Annotated in this window: 12 protein-coding genes; 10 read left to right on the forward strand and 2 right to left on the reverse strand. The window is 72.8% G+C overall.

Features of this window, described 5'->3' with window-relative positions; translation table 11 throughout:
- The first annotated feature begins 472 nt into the window (after positions 1 to 472).
- The 5 genes from PIJ49_RS16275 to PIJ49_RS16295 all read left to right on the forward strand — a co-directional run bounded on the left by PIJ49_RS16275 (position 473) and on the right by PIJ49_RS16295 (position 7260).
- Positions 473 to 2233: a xylulokinase gene (locus PIJ49_RS16275; RefSeq protein ID WP_251161022.1), complete on the forward strand. Its 1761-nt coding sequence runs from the start codon at positions 473 to 475 to the stop codon at positions 2231 to 2233.
- Positions 2230 to 2940, forward strand: a complete 711-nt coding sequence (locus PIJ49_RS16280) for an L-ribulose-5-phosphate 4-epimerase (protein ID WP_066655643.1) — start codon at positions 2230 to 2232, stop codon at positions 2938 to 2940. Before PIJ49_RS16275 ends, PIJ49_RS16280 begins: the two co-directional genes overlap by 4 nt.
- Positions 2937 to 4463 carry an L-arabinose isomerase gene (araA, locus tag PIJ49_RS16285; RefSeq protein WP_271827082.1) on the forward strand — a complete coding sequence of 509 codons (1527 nt, stop codon included), beginning with the start codon at positions 2937 to 2939 and terminating at the stop codon, positions 4461 to 4463. Before PIJ49_RS16280 ends, araA begins: the two co-directional genes overlap by 4 nt.
- 10 nt (positions 4464 to 4473) lie before the next feature.
- Positions 4474 to 5733, forward strand: a complete 1260-nt coding sequence (locus PIJ49_RS16290; RefSeq protein ID WP_271827083.1) for an FAD-binding protein — start codon at positions 4474 to 4476, stop codon at positions 5731 to 5733.
- A gap of 585 nt (positions 5734 to 6318) precedes the next feature.
- On the forward strand, positions 6319 to 7260 hold the full coding sequence (locus PIJ49_RS16295) for a hypothetical protein (RefSeq protein WP_271827084.1): 942 nt from the start codon (positions 6319 to 6321) through the stop codon (positions 7258 to 7260).
- Positions 7261 to 7278: 18 nt separating this feature from the next.
- Here PIJ49_RS16295 and PIJ49_RS16300 read toward each other — a convergent pair whose 3' ends face one another.
- Positions 7279 to 8235: an ArsR/SmtB family transcription factor gene (locus tag PIJ49_RS16300; RefSeq protein WP_271827085.1), complete on the reverse strand. Its 957-nt coding sequence runs from the start codon at positions 8233 to 8235 to the stop codon at positions 7279 to 7281.
- A gap of 56 nt (positions 8236 to 8291) precedes the next feature.
- Between PIJ49_RS16300 and PIJ49_RS16305 the strand changes: the two genes are divergently transcribed.
- From PIJ49_RS16305 to PIJ49_RS16325, 5 genes are all read left to right on the forward strand, one after another.
- A complete protein-coding gene (locus PIJ49_RS16305) occupies positions 8292 to 9572 on the forward strand; it encodes an MFS transporter (RefSeq protein WP_271827086.1) in 1281 nt (426 codons plus the stop codon).
- Positions 9573 to 9881: 309 nt separating this feature from the next.
- Positions 9882 to 11549: an ABC transporter substrate-binding protein gene (locus tag PIJ49_RS16310; protein WP_066655617.1), complete on the forward strand. Its 1668-nt coding sequence runs from the start codon at positions 9882 to 9884 to the stop codon at positions 11547 to 11549.
- Positions 11546 to 13210, forward strand: a complete 1665-nt coding sequence (locus PIJ49_RS16315) for a dipeptide ABC transporter ATP-binding protein (RefSeq protein ID WP_271827087.1) — start codon at positions 11546 to 11548, stop codon at positions 13208 to 13210. Before PIJ49_RS16310 ends, PIJ49_RS16315 begins: the two co-directional genes overlap by 4 nt.
- Positions 13207 to 14145 (forward strand): ABC transporter permease, encoded by a 939-nt coding sequence (locus PIJ49_RS16320; RefSeq protein WP_066655613.1) that lies wholly within the window; start codon positions 13207 to 13209, stop codon positions 14143 to 14145. Before PIJ49_RS16315 ends, PIJ49_RS16320 begins: the two co-directional genes overlap by 4 nt.
- The gene (locus tag PIJ49_RS16325; protein ID WP_066655611.1) at positions 14142 to 15140 is read left to right on the forward strand and encodes an ABC transporter permease; all 999 of its coding nucleotides are present in this window, start codon (positions 14142 to 14144) and stop codon (positions 15138 to 15140) included. Before PIJ49_RS16320 ends, PIJ49_RS16325 begins: the two co-directional genes overlap by 4 nt.
- Positions 15141 to 15324: 184 nt before the next feature.
- Here PIJ49_RS16325 and PIJ49_RS16330 read toward each other — a convergent pair whose 3' ends face one another.
- A complete protein-coding gene (locus PIJ49_RS16330; RefSeq protein ID WP_066655609.1) occupies positions 15325 to 16641 on the reverse strand; it encodes a GNAT family N-acetyltransferase in 1317 nt (438 codons plus the stop codon).
- Positions 16642 to 16877: the final 236 nt, after the last annotated feature.

A 16877-nucleotide genomic window follows, 5' to 3' on the forward strand; every position in this document is an offset into this window, starting at 1 on the left:
GTGACAGATCGTGCCCGCTCGGTGGGGCTCGGCACGGCTCGGTGGGGCTCGGTACGGCTCGGTGGAGAGAGCAGCCTCGCTGCGCGAGCGGGCACGACATGCCGCGGGGATGCCGCCGAGCGGGCGAGATGTGTCGGCGAGGGGGGCCAAGGGTGACAGATCGTGCCCGCTCGGTGGGGCTCGGCACGGCTCGGTGGGGCTCGGTACGGCTCGGTGGAGAGAGCAGCCTGGCTGCGCGAGCGGGTACGACCTGCCGCGGGCGTTCCGCCGAGTGGGTGGGATGTGTCGGCGAGGGATGTCGAGCGTGACGGATCGTGCCCGCTCGGCGCTGGGAGCAGCGGGGGGAGCGGGCGGGAGCGGGCGGGAGCCCGGCGCGCGCGAGCAGGGCGGCGCGCCGACGCGTTGCAGGCGTGAGCGCTCACGTGCCAGGATGTGAGCGCTCACGCAGGACGACGAGGTCTCGGGAGGACACATGAGCGACGACCGCCGGCAGCAGGTCGAGGACGGCCGCACGACACTCGGCATCGAGCTCGGCTCCACCCGGATCAAGGCCGTGCTCGTCGACGAGCAGCTCCGACCGATCGCGAGCGGCTCCCACGAGTGGGAGAACGAGTACGTCGACGGGCGGTGGACCTACCCGCTGGTCGCCGTCGAGACCGGTGTCCGCGCGGCCTACGCCGACCTGGTCGCCGACGTCGAGCGGCAGTTCGGCGTCCGCCCGACGGCCTTCCGCGCGGCGGGCGTCTCGGCGATGATGCACGGCTACCTGGCGTTCGACGAGGACGGCGAGCTCCTCGTCCCGTTCCGCACCTGGCGCAACACCTCGACCGGTCCGGCCGCCGAGCAGCTGAGCGCCGCGCTCGACTTCAACGTCCCGCAACGCTGGTCGGTCGCGCACCTGTACCAGGCCGTGCTCGACGACGAGTCGCACGTCGCCCAGCTGGCCGGCGTCACGACGCTCGCCGGGTACGTGCACCGCATGCTCACGGGCCGCGACGTCCTCGGCGTCGGCGACGCGAGCGGCATGTTCCCGATCGAGTCCGGCCCGGTCGAGAGCGCCCCGGGGGAGCCCGGTCGCCGCGACTACGACGCGTCGATGCTCGCCGCCACGCAGGACCTGCTCGGCGACCGCGTCCCGGACCTCCGCGCCCTGCTCCCCGAGGTGCTCGTCGCGGGTGAGGACGCGGGCGCGCTCACCCCCGAGGGAGCCACGTGGCTCGACCCCACCGGCACGCTGCAGCCCGGCGTCCCGTTCTGCCCGCCCGAGGGCGACGCCGGCACGGGCATGGTGGCCACGAACGCCGTCGCCCCGCGCACCGGCAACGTCAGCGTCGGCACGAGCATCTTCGCGATGGTCGTGCTCGAGCGGGCGCTCCGGACCCCGCACGAGGAGCTCGACGTCGTCACGACCCCGGCCGGTGACGCGGTCGCGATGGTGCACTGCAACAACGGTGCGAGCGAGATCGCCGCCTGGGCCCGTGTCTTCGGCCGGTTCGCCGAGGCCACGAGCGAACGGACCGGCAGCGCGTCGGTCCCCGTCGACGACGTCTACGCCACCCTGCTGGCCGAGGCCGCCGACGCGGACCCGGACGCCGGCGGGCTGCTCTCCTTCAACTACCTGGCCGGCGAGCCGGTCACGCACGTCGAGGACGGCCGACCGCTGCTGCTGCGCACCCCCGGTGCCCGCTTCACGCTCGGCAACCTCGTCCGCTCCGAGGTGCACGGTGCCTTCGCGACCCTCGCGATCGGCATGGACGTCCTGCACGGCGAGGAGGTCGCCGTCGACCGGATGACCGCGCACGGCGGCCTCTTCCGCACGCCGGGTGCCCCGCAGCGCCTGCTCGCCGCAGCGCTCCGCGTGCCGGTCGCCCTCGAGGAGACCGCGGGCGAGGGTGGCGCCTGGGGCATCGCGGTGCTCGCGGCGTACCTGGAGCACACCGACCGCCCGCTGGAGGACTTCCTCGCCGACACGGTGTTCCGCGGCGACGCGGTCCACGTCGCCGAGCCCGAGGACCGCGACGTCGCGGGCTTCCAGGACTACCTGGCCCGGTACCGCGCGGCCCTCCCCGTGCAGGACGTCGCCGCCGCCGCGACCCGCCCCGGCGTGGCGAACGACCAGGCCGCACCGACGGACCAGACCGCACCGACGGGGCAGCCCGCACCGACCGACCAGGGCGAGCCGACCGACGTGGTCGAGGCGCGCCTCCAGACCGAGAAGGAGTCAGCCGCATGACCGGACCGATCACGGACGAGACGAGGGCGGCCGTCGCCGCGGCGCGGGAGCGCGTCGCGTCCCTGCACGGCGAGCTCGTCCGCTACGGCCTCGTCATCTGGACGGGCGGCAACGTCTCCGAGCGCGTGCCGGGCACCGACCTGTTCGTCATCAAGCCGAGCGGGGTCTCCAGCGACGACCTCACCCCGGAGAACCAGGTGGTCTGCACCCTCGACGGGCTGCCCGCCGACGGGTGGGGCAACGCGCACGGCCCGTCGTCCGACACCGCCGCGCACGCCTTCGTCTACCGGAACATGCCCGAGGTGGGCGGCGTCGTGCACACCCACTCGACGTACGCCACGGCGTGGGCCGCCCGCGCCGAGGAGATCCCCTGCGTGATCACCGCGATGGCGGACGAGTTCGGCGGTCCGATCCCGGTCGGCCCGTTCGCGATCATCGGCGACGACTCCATCGGCCGCGGCATCGTCGACACCCTCGCCGGTCACCGGAGCCGCGCCGTGCTCATGCAGAACCACGGCGTCTTCACGATCGGCAAAGACGCCAAGGACGCCGTGAAGGCCGCGGTGATGTGCGAGGACGTCGCGCGCACCGTGCACATCGCGAAGCAGGGCGGGGAGCTCGTGCCGATCGCCCCCGACGACATCGATCGACTCTTCGATCGCTACCAGAACGTCTACGGACAGAACCCCGAAGGAGCCATGCGATGACGCAGGTGAACCCCCAGGCCACCCTCGACAGCTACGAGGTCTGGTTCCTCACCGGGTCGCAGGGCCTGTACGGCGAGGAGACCCTGCGCCAGGTCGAGGAGCAGAGCAAGGCCGTGCACGCGCAGCTCGCGGGCGCCCTGCCGGTCAAGCTCGTGTGGAAGCCGGTCCTCAAGGACGCCGACGGCATCCGTCGCGCGCTCATCGAGGCGAGCGCCGACGACAAGGTCATCGGTGTGACGACGTGGATGCACACGTTCAGCCCGGCCAAGATGTGGATCGGTGGCCTGCAGGCGCTGACGAAGCCGCTGCTGCACCTGCACACCCAGGCGAACGTCGCGCTGCCGTGGGGCGACATCGACTTCGACTTCATGAACCTCAACCAGGCCGCGCACGGCGACCGCGAGTTCGGCTACGCGCTGGCCCGCCTCGGCGTCCGGCACGCGACCGCCGTCGGGCACGTGTCCGACCCGCGCGTGGTCTCGCGGGTGGAGGACTGGACGCGCGCCGCGGCCGGTGCTGCGGCCGTCCGCGAGCTGAAGCTGACGCGCTTCGGCGACAACATGCGCTACGTCGCCGTCACCGAGGGCGACAAGACCGAGGCGGAGATCGAGCTCGGCGTGCAGGTGAACACCTGGGCCGTGAACGAGCTGGCCGCAGCGGTGGCCGAGGCCGAGGCCGACACGGCAGCGGTCGACGAGCTCGTCGCCGTCTACGAGCGCGACTACGACGTCGACGCGTCGCTGCGGCGCGACGGCGGTGACCGTCACCAGGCGCTCCGCGACGGCGCCGCGATCGAGCTCGGCCTCCGTGCACTCCTGGAGCAGAACGGCTCCGCTGCGTTCACGACGAACTTCGAGGACCTCGGCACGCTCAAGCAGCTGCCCGGCCTCGCGGTGCAGCGGCTCATGGCCGACGGCTACGGCTTCGGCGCCGAGGGCGACTGGAAGACCGCCGTCCTCGTCCGCGCGATGAACGTCGCCGGTGCGGGCCTGCCCGGCGGTGCCTCCCTCATGGAGGACTACACGTACGACCTCACCCCGGGTGCCGAGAAGATCCTCGGCGCGCACATGCTCGAGGTCTCGCCGACGCTCACCACCGCGACGCCGACGCTCGAGATCCACCCGCTCGGCATCGGCGGCAAGGACGACCCGGTGCGCCTGGTCTTCACCGCGGACGCCGGCGAGGCCGTCGTGGTCGCCCTGTCCGACACGCGCGACGGCTTCCGCCTCACCGCGAACGTCGTCGACGTCGTCCCGCCGACCGAGGCGCTGCCGAACCTGCCGGTCGGCCGTGCCGTCTGGGAGCCGCGTCCGTCCTTCCCGGTCGCCGCGGAGGCCTGGCTCACCGCCGGCGCCGCCCACCACACCGTCATGACGACGGCCGTCGGCCTGCAGGTCGTCGAGGACCTCGCGACCATGGTCGGCACCGAGTTCCTCGTCATCGACGAGCACACCACGGCTCGCGGGTTCCGCGACGAGCTCCGCCTGCAGCAGGCGTGGCACCGTCTCGACCGCAGGTTCTAGGACCGTGACCGTGGCCGCGACGACGCGCACCAACTGGGCGGGGAACGTCACCTACCGCGCCTCCGCGCTCGACCGCCCCACCTCGGTGGCGGCGCTCCGGCAGCTCGTCGCGGCCACACCGCGCCTGACGGCGCTCGGCTCGACGCACTCGTTCAACGAGATCGCCGACACCGACGCCGTCCAGGTCACGCTCGCCGGCCTCCCGCCGGTGCTCGAGGTCGACGCCGACCGGCGCGTGGTGCGGGTCGCCGCCGGCATGACGCACGCACAGGTGGCGGCCGGCCTGGAGGCTCGTGGCTGGGCCCTCGCGAACCTCGCCTCCCTGCCGCACATCTCGGTCGCCGGCGCGGTCGCCACCGGCACGCACGGCTCCGGCGTCCGCAACCCGTCGCTCGCGCAGGCGGTGGTCGGGCTCGAGGTCGTCCGGGCCTCCGGCGACGTCGTCCGGGTCGACGCGTCGTCGCCGGACGGCGCCCTCGACGCGCACCGGGTGGCACTCGGTGCGCTCGGCGTCGTCATCGCGGTCGAGCTCGCGATCGAGCCGACGTTCCAGGTGGCCACGACCGTGCACCTCGACCTGCCGTGGGACGCCGTCCTCGAGCACTTCGACCGGGTGGTGTCGAACGCGTACTCGGTGTCCTTGTTCACCTCGTTCGACGACCGCGGTGCCCGACAGGTCTGGACGAAGCACCGCGTCGACGAACCTGCACCGTCGGTCGACCTCGTCGCGCTCGGTGCCCGTCGGGCGGACGGGCCCGTGCACCCGGGGGAGAACGACGCCGCGAGCGTCACCGAGCAGGGCGGGGTCCCCGGGCCGTGGGCCGAGCGGCTGCCGCACTTCCGGTCGACCTTCGAGCCGTCCACCGGTGCCGAGATCCAGGCGGAGTACCTGGTCCCCGCAGAGCACGCCGTCGCCGCGCTCGATGCGCTGCGCCCGCTCGAGCCGATCTTCGCGCCGCTGCTCATCGCGGCCGAGGTCCGGACGATCGCCGCCGACACGGCATGGCTGGCGCCCTCGTCGGGACGGCAGTCGGTCGGGCTGCACTTCACCTTCCGACGGGACGCCGAGGCCGTGGCTGCCGCGGTCGAGCGGATCGAGGGTGTCCTCGCGCCCTTCGATCCCCGCCCGCACTGGGGGAAGGTCTCCGCCGCGAGCGTCGAACGCCTGCGCGAGGCGTACCCGCGCCTCGACGACTTCGCGGCGCTCGCGCGGGACCTCGACCCGACCGGGCGGTTCCGCAACGCGTTCCTGGCGCGCCTGCTGTCCTGACGCGCCTGCCGTCCTGACGCGCCTGCGGTCCTGACCGACGGGGTGCCCCTCGCCGCTGGTGGCGGCGAGGGGCACCCGCATCCTCAGCCCCTGCGGAGCAGGTCGACCAGCAGTCTGGTGGTGTTCACGAGCAAGCTCGCGATCCCCAGCCAGAGCGCGTGACGCCTGTTCCGGCCGTCGTCGTCTCGCGACATCGAGGACCTCCTGGTGTCGTCGCCGGCGGACACGAAGAGCTTCGAGCCAGGGATGCGAAGCCGAGCGGGCTCGGCTACCATCGGTCCGAGCGCTGAGCTCGGGGATGGGTTTGCATCCCTGGCTTTCCACTCGGAAGGCGAACTGAGGCCCGGATCTGTTCCTGCAGATCCGGGCCTCGCACGTCCACCTGGCCGCGCTCCGGCGGGTGCACGGCCGAGGACACCCTCCCGAACCGTCCGGTGATGTACCACCGGATCGGGGTCGCTCGCACCGCGCGCCGCAGTCTGCGCGCCGACCGCTCCGTCGCTCCCAGCGCTCTCGGACCTGATCGGCGGGTGGCGCACTGCTCGGTCGCTGAGTGCTCACATGTGTGATCACAAAGGTTGGGGCATGGCGAACCTCAACCGGATCCTCGGCATGGCCTCGAAGGTCATCGACAAGCAGATGCAGAAGCAGCGCGCGCAGGGGAACGCCGCAGCCGGCCACCAGCAGAACCCGCACGGCACCGGGGGCGGGACCGACTGGCGTGACATCGTCCGGACTGCTGCGGACAAGCTGACAGGCGACGACCGGTCGCGACAGCAGCAGCCGGGACAGCAGCAGCCGGGACAGCAGCAGTACGGGCAGCCGCAGCAGCAGTACGGTCGGACCGAGCAGCACCCGGGGCAGCCGCAGGCGCACGGCGGGCACGCCGACGCGGACAAGGTCGCCCTGGCGAAGTACGACTACCTGCTGCGGACGGCGAACCCGGACCAGATCGAGCAGGTGCACCACGACGCCTTCGCGCGGCTCACCCCGGCGCAGCGGCAGCAGGTTCGCGACCGGTTGAACTCGGAGCTCCCGCCGCACGAGCACCTGCGGGACGACTCGTCCGGCGGCATGGCACGGGCGATGACCCGCGGCGAGATGTCCCGACCCGGGCTCATCCGCCGCGTGCTCGGCGGCTCCGGGCGACCGGGAAGCGGCAGGGGTGGCGCCTTCGCCGGCGGTGCTGCAGTCGGAGCCGGTGCGGTGGCGCTCGGTGGTCTCGCGGTGGCGGTCGCCGGAGGAGCGGTGGTGAGCGCAGCGGCGGCACCCGTGCTGGCCGGCGCGGCCGACCTCGGTGTCGACTTCGAGGGCATCGCCTCGGGCATGGGCGACCTCGGTCTCGCGGACCTGGGCGGCGGCGTCGAGGGCTTCGCTGCCGAGGGTGAGCAGTTCCTGGGCGGACTGGGCGAGCAGGAGTCCGGCCTCGGTGAGCAGGCGTCCGGTCTGGGGGAGCAGGCGTCCGGTCTGGGGGAGCAGGCGTCGAACCTGGGCAACGACTTCCTCGGCGGGCTGTTCGACCGATGACGCCCGGCGGCGACGCGCTCACTCCCGTCGGACGAGCGCGTCGCCGACGCTGCTGCGGTAGTAGAGCACCGCGCGGCCGTACCGCGTCCGGTTGAGCAGCCCGCCCCGTTCCATCACCCGCAGGTGCTGGTTGACGGCAGAGGTCGAGACGCCGAACCGCATCGCGAGGTCGGTCGACGACGCAGGCTCGCCGAGCGCGTCGAGGAGCGCGGCCCGCGTGCCCCCGAGCAGGTCGCGGACGGCGCCGGCGTCGGGGTGCGACGCGGTCGACCACATCGCGCCCTGCCCCCGCGCCGGGTACATGACGGTCGGGGGCATGTCGTCGTCGATCGGCGTCGACGCGCGGACGACGAACACCGACGGGACGAGCGTCAGTCCCTCGCCCTGCACCGGGCGGTCGCGCGCGATCGGGCTGCTCAACCGGACGTCGACGTGTCGGCCGTCGAAGCGCACCGACTCGGACAGCCCGCCGAGCACCGCACCGACGCCCTCGTGCGCGGCGATCCGGCCGCGGTGCGTCACGTCGGCCTGCAGCACGCGGCGCATCCGCGGCCAGTACGGTGCGAAGCAGAGCTCCCACGTGGTGGCGAGCGCCCGGACGAGCCGGTCGACGACGTCCTCGTGACGCCCGACGAACACGTCCGGCACGGTGCCGTGCACCCGCTCGAGGTCGGTCCGGAGCCGGGAGGGCGAGATCCGGCCGAGGGCACGGAGCTCGTCGTCGAACGACCCCAGCGGGGACTCCGGGCGAGGGTTGACGAAGTCCGCGACCCACCGGCGCTCGTCGACCAGGCCGGCGAGGACGGGGCGGTCGAGGACGGGCAGCACGCCGGCGATGCGCTCGAGCCACGGCCGCTGCAAGGGGTACCGCTCCGGTGCTCGGAAGGCGCGCAGCCCGAGGCCGAGCTCCGACAGCGGCGAGATGCCGAACCGCACCGCCGAGACGTCGGAGGGCTCGAGTCGGTAGCGGATCATGAAGCCTGACGCTACATCTGTTCAGGTCGGCACCGCGCTGCTGCGAGAACAGGACCGTGAGCACCACGGCGCAACCGGTCCCGATCCGCACCCTGGTCCGACAGGACCCGACGCTCCGACGCCTGCTCACGGTCACGTTGGTGGACACCCTCGGGCGCGGTGCCTTCTTCACGCTCACCTCGCTGTACCTCATCACGATCGTCGGGCTTCCGGCCGTCGCGGTCGGTCTCGGCCTCACGGTCGCCGGCGCGGTCGGCGTCGCCGCGTCGCTCGTGTTCGGGCACCTCGCGGACCGGTTCAGCGCGCGACGGATGCTCGTGTGGCTGCACCTGGTGCAGGGGCTCGCGCTCATCAGCTACGTGCTCGTCCACGACCTGCCGACGCTCGTCGCGACGGCGTCCGTCGTGACCCTCGCGCAGCAGGGCGGCAGCGCCGTCCGGAGCGCTGCGGTCGGCCGGGCGTTCCCGGGCACCGAGCGGGTCCGCGTCCGGGCGACCATGCGCACGGTCACGAACGTCGGCATCGGCGTGGGCACCGCGCTCGCCGCGGTCCCGCTCGCGATCGGCACCGGCGAGGCCTACCGCGTGACGATGGCGCTCTCCGGCGCGCTGTTCCTGGCGTCGGCGGTCCTCGTCGCGGGTCTGTCGGCGGCGCGCGTCGACGCGGCTCCCGCGGACCGCACGGACACCGGCACGATCGTGCGCCGGGAACCCGCCGGCCGGAGCCCTTACCGCGACGTGCGCTTCCTCGCCGTCACCGCCCTGACGGGACTGTTCGGCATGCAGTTCGGCCTGTTCGAGGTCGGGGTGCCGATCTGGATCGTGCAGCACACCGTCGCCCCGGACGTGCTCGTCTCGCCGCTGCTGCTCGTGAACACCGTGATCGTCGTCCTGCTGCAGGTCCGGCTGAGCCGCGGGACGGACACCGTCGCGGGAGCGGCCCGGGTGATGCGGCACGCGGGGTGGGTCATGGCGGTGGCGTGCGGCCTGTGGGCCGCCGCCGGGTGGGTCCGCGGGGACGACTGGGTGCCGGCTGCGACTGCGACCGCCGTGCTCGTCCTCGCGGCCGTCGCGCACTCGCTCGCGGAGATCACGTCGAGTGCGGCGGGGTGGGCGCTGAGCTTCGAGCTCGCACCGGCGGACCGGATCGGTGCGTACCAGGGCGTGTACGGCACCGGGTACGCGGTCGCTGCGATGATCGCGCCCACCGTGGTGACCCTCACCGCCGTCGACCTCGGGACCGCCGGCTGGGCGATCCTCGCCGTCGTGTTCCTCGGTTCGGCGCTCGGGGTCGGAGCGATCGCCGGACGCGCCGCGAGGACGACGGCCACGGCCTGACGGGGCCGCGCCGCGCCTCCCGACCGGTGTCCGTCGTCGCCGTCCGTCGCGCGTGACCGGACGCCCTGTGCGCCGCGGGAATACGCTCGAGCCGCAGGCGTTGTGCTGTTGCGTCGTGCAATGTTGCGTTGCATGTCGTCCGGACCACGCGAGCGTTCGGGTCCGCGCACCGACCGGTGCCACCATGGACCGCCCGGCCACCCGAACCGGGACGGACACCCCGTCCACCACGACGACGCGGGCCGCAGCAGACCGGACCCCCGGTCGGCGGCGCTCGACACCCCCACCCCCCACGAGGAGCAGCACACCATGCACCGCCCCAAGCGCTTGACGATCACCGCGGCCGTCGCCGCCGCCGCAGCCCTCGTGCTGACCGGCTGCTCGGGTGGCGGCGCGTCGGACGACGCGTCCACCGGCACGAGCAAGGGCGGCACGCTCGACATCCTCACCGCGCAGACCGCGCTGCACTGGGACCCGGCGACGAGCCAGAGCCTCGGCATCACCTCGATGGGCCTGGTCGCCCGCCGCCTGACCACGTGGGACGTCCAGCCCGGGAAGACCGCGAAGGTCGTCCCCGACCTGGCGACCACCACGGGTGAGTCGAGCAACGGCGGCAGGACCTGGACCTACACGCTCAAGGACGGCCTGAAGTTCGAGGACGGCACGCCGATCACCACGAAGGACATCAAGTGGGGGATCGAGCGGTCCTTCGCGCCGAACCTCACCGGCGGCCTGAGCTACCACAAGTCCCTGCTGGTCGGCGGCTCCGACTACCAGGGCCCGTTCGAGGGGAAGACGCTCGACAGCATCGAGACCCCCGACGACAAGACCATCGTCTTCACGCTCGACGCCCCGTACGGCGACTGGCCGTGGCTCGCGTCGATGCCGGCGTTCGCGCCCGTGCCCGAGGGCGAGGGCAAGGACACCGGCGCGTACGACGCGAAGCCCGTGTCGAGCGGCCCGTACCAGATCGAGTCGAACACGCAGGGCTCGCAGGTGACGCTCGTCCGGAACAAGGAGTGGAGCGCGAAGACCGACGCGATCCGCACGGCCGGTCCGTCGAAGATCGTCTTCAAGGAGAGCCAGGACGCGTCGACCACGACGCAGAGCCTGATCGCCGACAACGGTGACGCGAAGAACGCGTTCGGTGCGCAGTTCCTCGGTGCCGCCGAGCTCAACCAGGTGCGCGCCAACCCCGCTGCGCAGGACCGCCTCGCGACGAGCAAGGCCGGCCCGATCACCTACATGGCGATCAACACGCAGCGCGGGGCGCTCAAGGACCTGAAGGTCCGCCAGGCGCTGCAGTACGCCGTCGACCGCAAGTCGTTCCGCATCGCTGCCGGCGGCGCGCTCGCCGGCGAGTACGCGTCGACGCTCGTGACGCCGGGCATCGCCGGACGCCAGGACTACGACCTGTACGAGACCGGCGCGACGGGCGACGTCGACAAGGCGAAGGCGCTGCTGCAGGACGCCGGTGCCGAGGACCTGAAGCTCACGCTGGTGACGCAGAACGACCCGACCTACCTGTCCCAGGCGCAGGCCCTGCAGGCGGGGCTGAAGCGCGCCGGCATCACGGTCACGCTCAAGCCGCTCGACTACGACTCGTTCACCCAGGCGACGACGAACGGCACCGACTTCGACCTCTCGCTGTCGAGCTGGCAGCCGGACTTCCCGAGCGCGAACGCCAACATCCAGCCGCTCTACGACTCGTCGGAGATCGGTGGGGGCGGGTACAACGTCTCGAAGTACAGCAACCCCGAGGTCGACGCCCTCATCGCGAAGGCGACCGGCACGGTCGACCAGTCCGAGGCGCAGGAGCTGTGGGCGCAGGCGGACCGGCGGATCATGGAGGACGCCCCCGTCGTCCCGCTGATCTACGCGAAGCAGTCCTTCCTGGCCGGGTCGAACGTCGAGAACTTCCGCATCGCGGACTTCCCGGCCTACCCGAACTACCTCAAGGTCTCGCTCTCGCAGTGAGTGCACCGCTGCTCGAGGTCGAGGGGCTCCGCGTCGCGTTCGGCGACGCGGAGCCCGTCGTCCGTGACGTCTCCTTCACCCTGACGCCCGGCCGGGTGCTCGCGCTCGTCGGCGAGTCCGGTTCGGGCAAGTCCGTCAGCGCGATGAGCGTGCTCGGACTCCTGCCACCCTCCGCCCGTGTGTCGGGCAGCGCCCGGTTCCGCGGGACCGAGCTCATCGGCGCCTCCGTGGACGAGCTGCGCGCCGTCCGTGGTGCGGGCGTCGGGGTCGTGTTCCAGGAACCGATGAACTCGTTCACCCCCGTGCTGGCGATCGGCACGCAGATCGCCGAGGCCGTGCGGGCGCACCCGACCGACCTGGACCGGGCGGGCGTCTCCGCCCGCGTCGACGAGCTGCTCCGGGCTGCCGGGCTGCCGGACCCGGCCCGGATCCGGAAGGCCTACCCGCACGAGCTGTCCGGCGGGCAGCTCCAGCGGGCGATGATCGCGATGGCGCTCGCGGGAGACCCCGTCGCGTTGTTCGCCGACGAGCCGACGACCGCACTCGACGTGACGGTCCAGGCCGGGATCCTCGACCTGCTGCGTCGGCTCGGTCGCGAACGCGACCTCGCCGTCCTGCTCATCACCCACGACATGGGTGTGGTCGCGGACGTCGCCGACGAGGTGCTGGTGATGCGCCGCGGTGACCCCGTCGAGCACGGAGCGGTCGCCGACGTCTTCGCGCACCCGGAGGCCGACTACACGCGCGAGCTCCTCGCCGCGGTCCCCGCCCTGGAGGCACACCCCGCGTCCGCACCGTCGGCCGCGGCCGGATCGGGGGCCGGGTCTCGTGCCTCCCGGCCATCACCCGCGGTCGCGCGCCTGCGCGACGTCGCCGTGCGCTACGCACGCCGCGGCGACCCCACGGTGCGCGGGATCGACCTCGAACTCACGGCCGGCCGGACGCTCGGCCTGGTGGGGGAGTCGGGGTCCGGCAAGTCGACCATCGGCCGCGCGCTCGCCGGACTCGTCCCCGTCGTGGACGGCTCGGTCGAGGTCGACGGCAACGACCTGCGCACCGCACGCGGGAAGCGCCTGCGCGAGCTCCGCAGCCGCGTGGGCATCGTCTTCCAGGACCCGGCGTCGTCGCTGAACCCGCGACAGACCATCGGCTGGAGCATCGCCGAACCGCTGCTCGTGCACGGCGAGGGCACACCGGCCTCGCGCGCCGACCGCGCCCGCGAGCTCCTGTCCGCGGTGCAGCTCGACCCGTCGTGGACCGAACGGTTCCCGCACCAGCTGTCGGGCGGCCAGCGGCAGCGCGTCGCCGTCGCCCGGGCACTGGCGCTCCGACCGGCCCTGGTGATCGCCGACGAGCCGACCAGCGCCCTCGACGTCACCGTGCAGGCCGCCGTGCTCGACCTGCTCGCAGACCTGCAGGACGAGTTCGGCTTCGGCATGCTGCTCATCAGCCACGACCTGGCCGTCGTGCGCCAGCTCGCCGACGACGTCGTCGTGCTGCACGACGGCCGCATCGTCGAGCGCGGCGCGACCTCCGCCGTGCTCGACCACCCGCAGCAGGACTACACGCGCATGCTGCTCGCGGCGGCCCCGGTCGCCGATCCCGCGCGACAGGCCGCCCGCCGCGAGGCCTGGCGGGCCTGGGAAGGAGTGGTCTCGTGACCGCGAACGTCGTCGACCGGCCCGTCTCCGCCTCGGCCGGTCGGACCACCGGGTTCCGCGCCGTGGTGCGCCGGGTCCGTCAGGACCGCTGGGCCGTGGCCGCCGCGATCGTCATCGCGGTGTTCGTCGTCGTGGCGATCGCCGCACCGCTCATCGCCGCCGCCACCGGGCGGAACCCGTACAGCTACGACGTCGACGCACTGAACGACTTCGGGGCTCCCCGCGGTGCTGCCGGCGGCGTGAGCGGCGAGCACTGGTTCGGCGTCGAGCCGCTGACCGGGCGGGACCTGTTCGCCATCGTGACCTACGGCGCACGGACCTCGCTCGGCATCGGGCTCGCCGCGACCGCGATGTCGATCGTGATCGGGGTGCTCGTCGGTGTCACCACCGGGTTCCTCGGCGGCTGGTACGACCGGGTGCTCTCGCGCGTGGTCGACGTGATCTTCGGGTTCCCGTCCCTGGTCTTCATGATCGCGCTCACCGCGGTCGTGCCGACCTCGTTCCCGAAGCCGCTGCTCGTCGTGCTCGTGATCGGGTTCTTCGGGTGGCCCTCCGTCGCCCGCGTCGTGCGCGGGCAGACGCTCTCGCTCGTGAGCCGGAACTACGTCGTCGCCTCGACCGCGATGGGTGCGGGGCGCTGGCACGTCACCCGCAAGCAGCTCCTGCCGAACCTCGCCGCGACGATCACCGTCTACGCGACCATCTCGATCCCGTCGATGATCGGCGCCGAGGCCGCGCTGTCCTTCCTGGCCGTCGGGGTCAACCCGCCGACGCCGTCGTGGGGCCGCAGCATCGGCGACGCGATCGGCTGGGTGCAGACCGATCCGATGTACCTCGTCTTCCCCGGAGCCGCACTGTTCCTCATCACCCTGGCCTTCAACGTGCTCGGTGACGCCCTGCGCGACGCCCTCGACCCGCGCGGGGGCGACCGATGAGCACCGTCCGCTTCCTGGCCGTCCGGATCCTCGGCGCCGTCGTCGTGCTGTTCGTCGTCGCGGCGATCACCTACGCGCTGTTCATGCTGCTGCCCACGAACCCGGCCCGGGCGATCTGCGACAAGCCGTGCACGCCCGAGCGGCTCGCTGACGTGCAGGCGTTCCTCGGCACCGACAAGCCGTGGTTCGCGCAGTTCGGGGCGTACCTCGCCGGCATCTTCGCCGGCCGCACCTTCGGTTCCGGAGCCTCCACGATCACGTGCGCGGCACCGTGCTTCGGGTACTCGTTCCAGCTGCACGACAGCGTCACGAACCTCATCGCGTCGCGCCTGCCCGTGACCGCGTCGATCGCCGTCGGGGCGGCCGTGCTGTGGCTCGTCGCCGGTGTGGCGGGCGGCACGGTGTCCGCGCTCAAGCGGGGGACGCTGGCCGACCGCGCCGTCATGACGGTCGCCGTCGCCGGGGTGTCCTCGCCCGCGTACCTGATCGGGCTGCTCGCGATCCTGCTGTTCGGGTTCACCCTCGGCTGGCTGCCCACGAGCGGGTACGTGCCGTTCGTCGAGGACCCGGTCGGGTGGGTGACGCACCTGGTGCTGCCGTGGTGCGTGCTCGCCTTCATCAGCGCGGCCATCTACGCGCGGCTGACCCGCGGCGAGATGCTCGAGTCGATGTCGCAGGACTTCGTCCGGACCGCGCGTGCGAAGGGCCTGCGGGAGCGGCAGGTCGTCGTGCGGCACGGACTCCGGACCGCGATCCTGCCCGTGGTGACGCTGTTCGGGCTCGACCTCGGGTCGCTGCTCGGCGGCGCGGTCATCACCGAGAAGGTGTTCTCGATGCAGGGCCTCGGAGCGCTGCTCATCGACGCGGTGCACACCCTCGACCTGCAGGTGGTCGTCGGCTTCACGGTGTTCTCGGCGCTGCTCATCGTCACCGCGAACGTGATCGTGGACGTCGTCTACGCGTTCGTCGACCCACGGGTGCGTCGCCGGGCGTAGGTGCCGGTCCCCGCTCGGCCGGCAGCCCGGGCCCGCGACGCGCAACGTCGGCTCGCCATGTGTCGGCGCGCTTGGTGGTGCGGCGTGCTGCTGCACAACCGGAAGCACCTCGCGCCATGGGGTTCCGTGGCGCGAGGTGCTTCCGGTTGGTCGTGGTGCAGCGGGCGGCGCGCCCGGCGCACGCCTAGAAGTACGTGATCCCGTGCGGCGTGCGGGCCGGCGTGAGCATCGCCCGGAGCAGCGCGGGCGCCGTCGGGTCCGCCGCACGCACGAGTCCGGCCGCGGCGAGGGTGACCGGGGACACGGAGCCGATGAGCACCGCGCCGAGGTCCGCCACGTCGAGCCGCAGGTCGGCCTCGCCGTCGGCGCCGTCGGACAGGCGCGTCACCGTGCCCTGCCCGTCGGTGACGTCGAGCCGGTAGGTGCCCGACGCGAACCCCATCGCGTCGGAGACGGCGAGCGTCACCGAACCGTCGACCGCGTACGGCCGGCTGCTGAGCACCGCCGGCACGTCGAGCACCCGGAGCCAGACGTGGTCCTCCTCGTGCTCGACGTCGTAGGCGCGGTTGTCGCCGAGGGCCGCGACGATCGGGTCGTCGAGCCGCGAGCGGCTGTACTGCACCACGTCGTTCAGGTCGATCGAGAGCAGGAACTCCCAGAGCGACAGGTACGCGGCATCGTTCGCGTAGACCAGGTCGACGATCTCGAGGACGGTGTCGCCCTTGCCCTCCTTCACGCGCCAGGTCACGTAGCCGTCGACCTCGTCGGAGTCGTCGGGGCGGTGCACCGCGGCGCGGACGTCCTTCGCGGGCTGGCCCTCGCCGTCGCGGAGCCCGAACACGATCGGCCACGTGCCGGCGTTCCGGACCATCGAGCCCGGGGTGCGTGCGTCGAACCGGTCGAACACGGCGCGCCCGGTGCCCTCGGCGAGCCACTCCGGCGTGACGACCGCGACGGTGCCGGTGGTCGGCGCGAGCAGCGGCAGTGCCCGCTCGCGGCGGACGGTCACCGCCCGCTCACGGATCGCGCAGCCGAAGCCGAAGCGGCGGTAGATGGTGCCCTCGGACGCGGTGAGGGACGCGACGGCGTAGCCCTCGGCGACGCCGCGCTCGAGCGCGTGCGTCATCATGCGGCGGAGGATCCCGCGCCGACGCTCGGTCGGTCGGACCGTCACGGCCGAGATCGCCTGCGTGTCGATCGCGGCGCCCTCGGCCCACGTCAGGCGCTTGCGGAACCAGGTGAAGGTCCCGGCCGGCCACGTCTCGTCGACCGAGCCCGGGAACGGGTCGCGCAGGTACACGCCGAGGAACGTCTCCTGGTCCTCCAGGAAGTGCGACGCCATCCGCGCGGCACCCTCGGCGTCGGGGTGGGCTTCGTGGAACCCGAACCCGACGGCGCGCATCCACGCCTCGGTCTCCGGCGTCGGCGCCCCCTCGGCGTCGGTCGTCGGCGCGAACTCGCGCAGGTCGTAGCGGTCGTCGAATGCGTCGTTGCTGGCCACGAGCCGACCCTACCGGTGCGCTCCACGCGGGCGCCTCCCTCGCGCGGTGGAGCAGCAACCGTCGAGTGGACGGGGGTGACCCGACGTCTGCTGCTCCACGGGCGCACGCGTTGCGTGCGCGGTGGTGACCGGCGTGGGGGGGGGGGGGGGGGGGGGGGGGGGCGCCCGGGGCGCCCCCGCCCCACACTAATATATATAAAAAAATATAACAACCCTAAAAAGTTTTTTTTTTATAT

This window comes from Curtobacterium uvaldense (assembly GCF_028307415.1).
Classification (GTDB): Bacteria; Actinomycetota; Actinomycetes; order Actinomycetales; family Microbacteriaceae; genus Curtobacterium.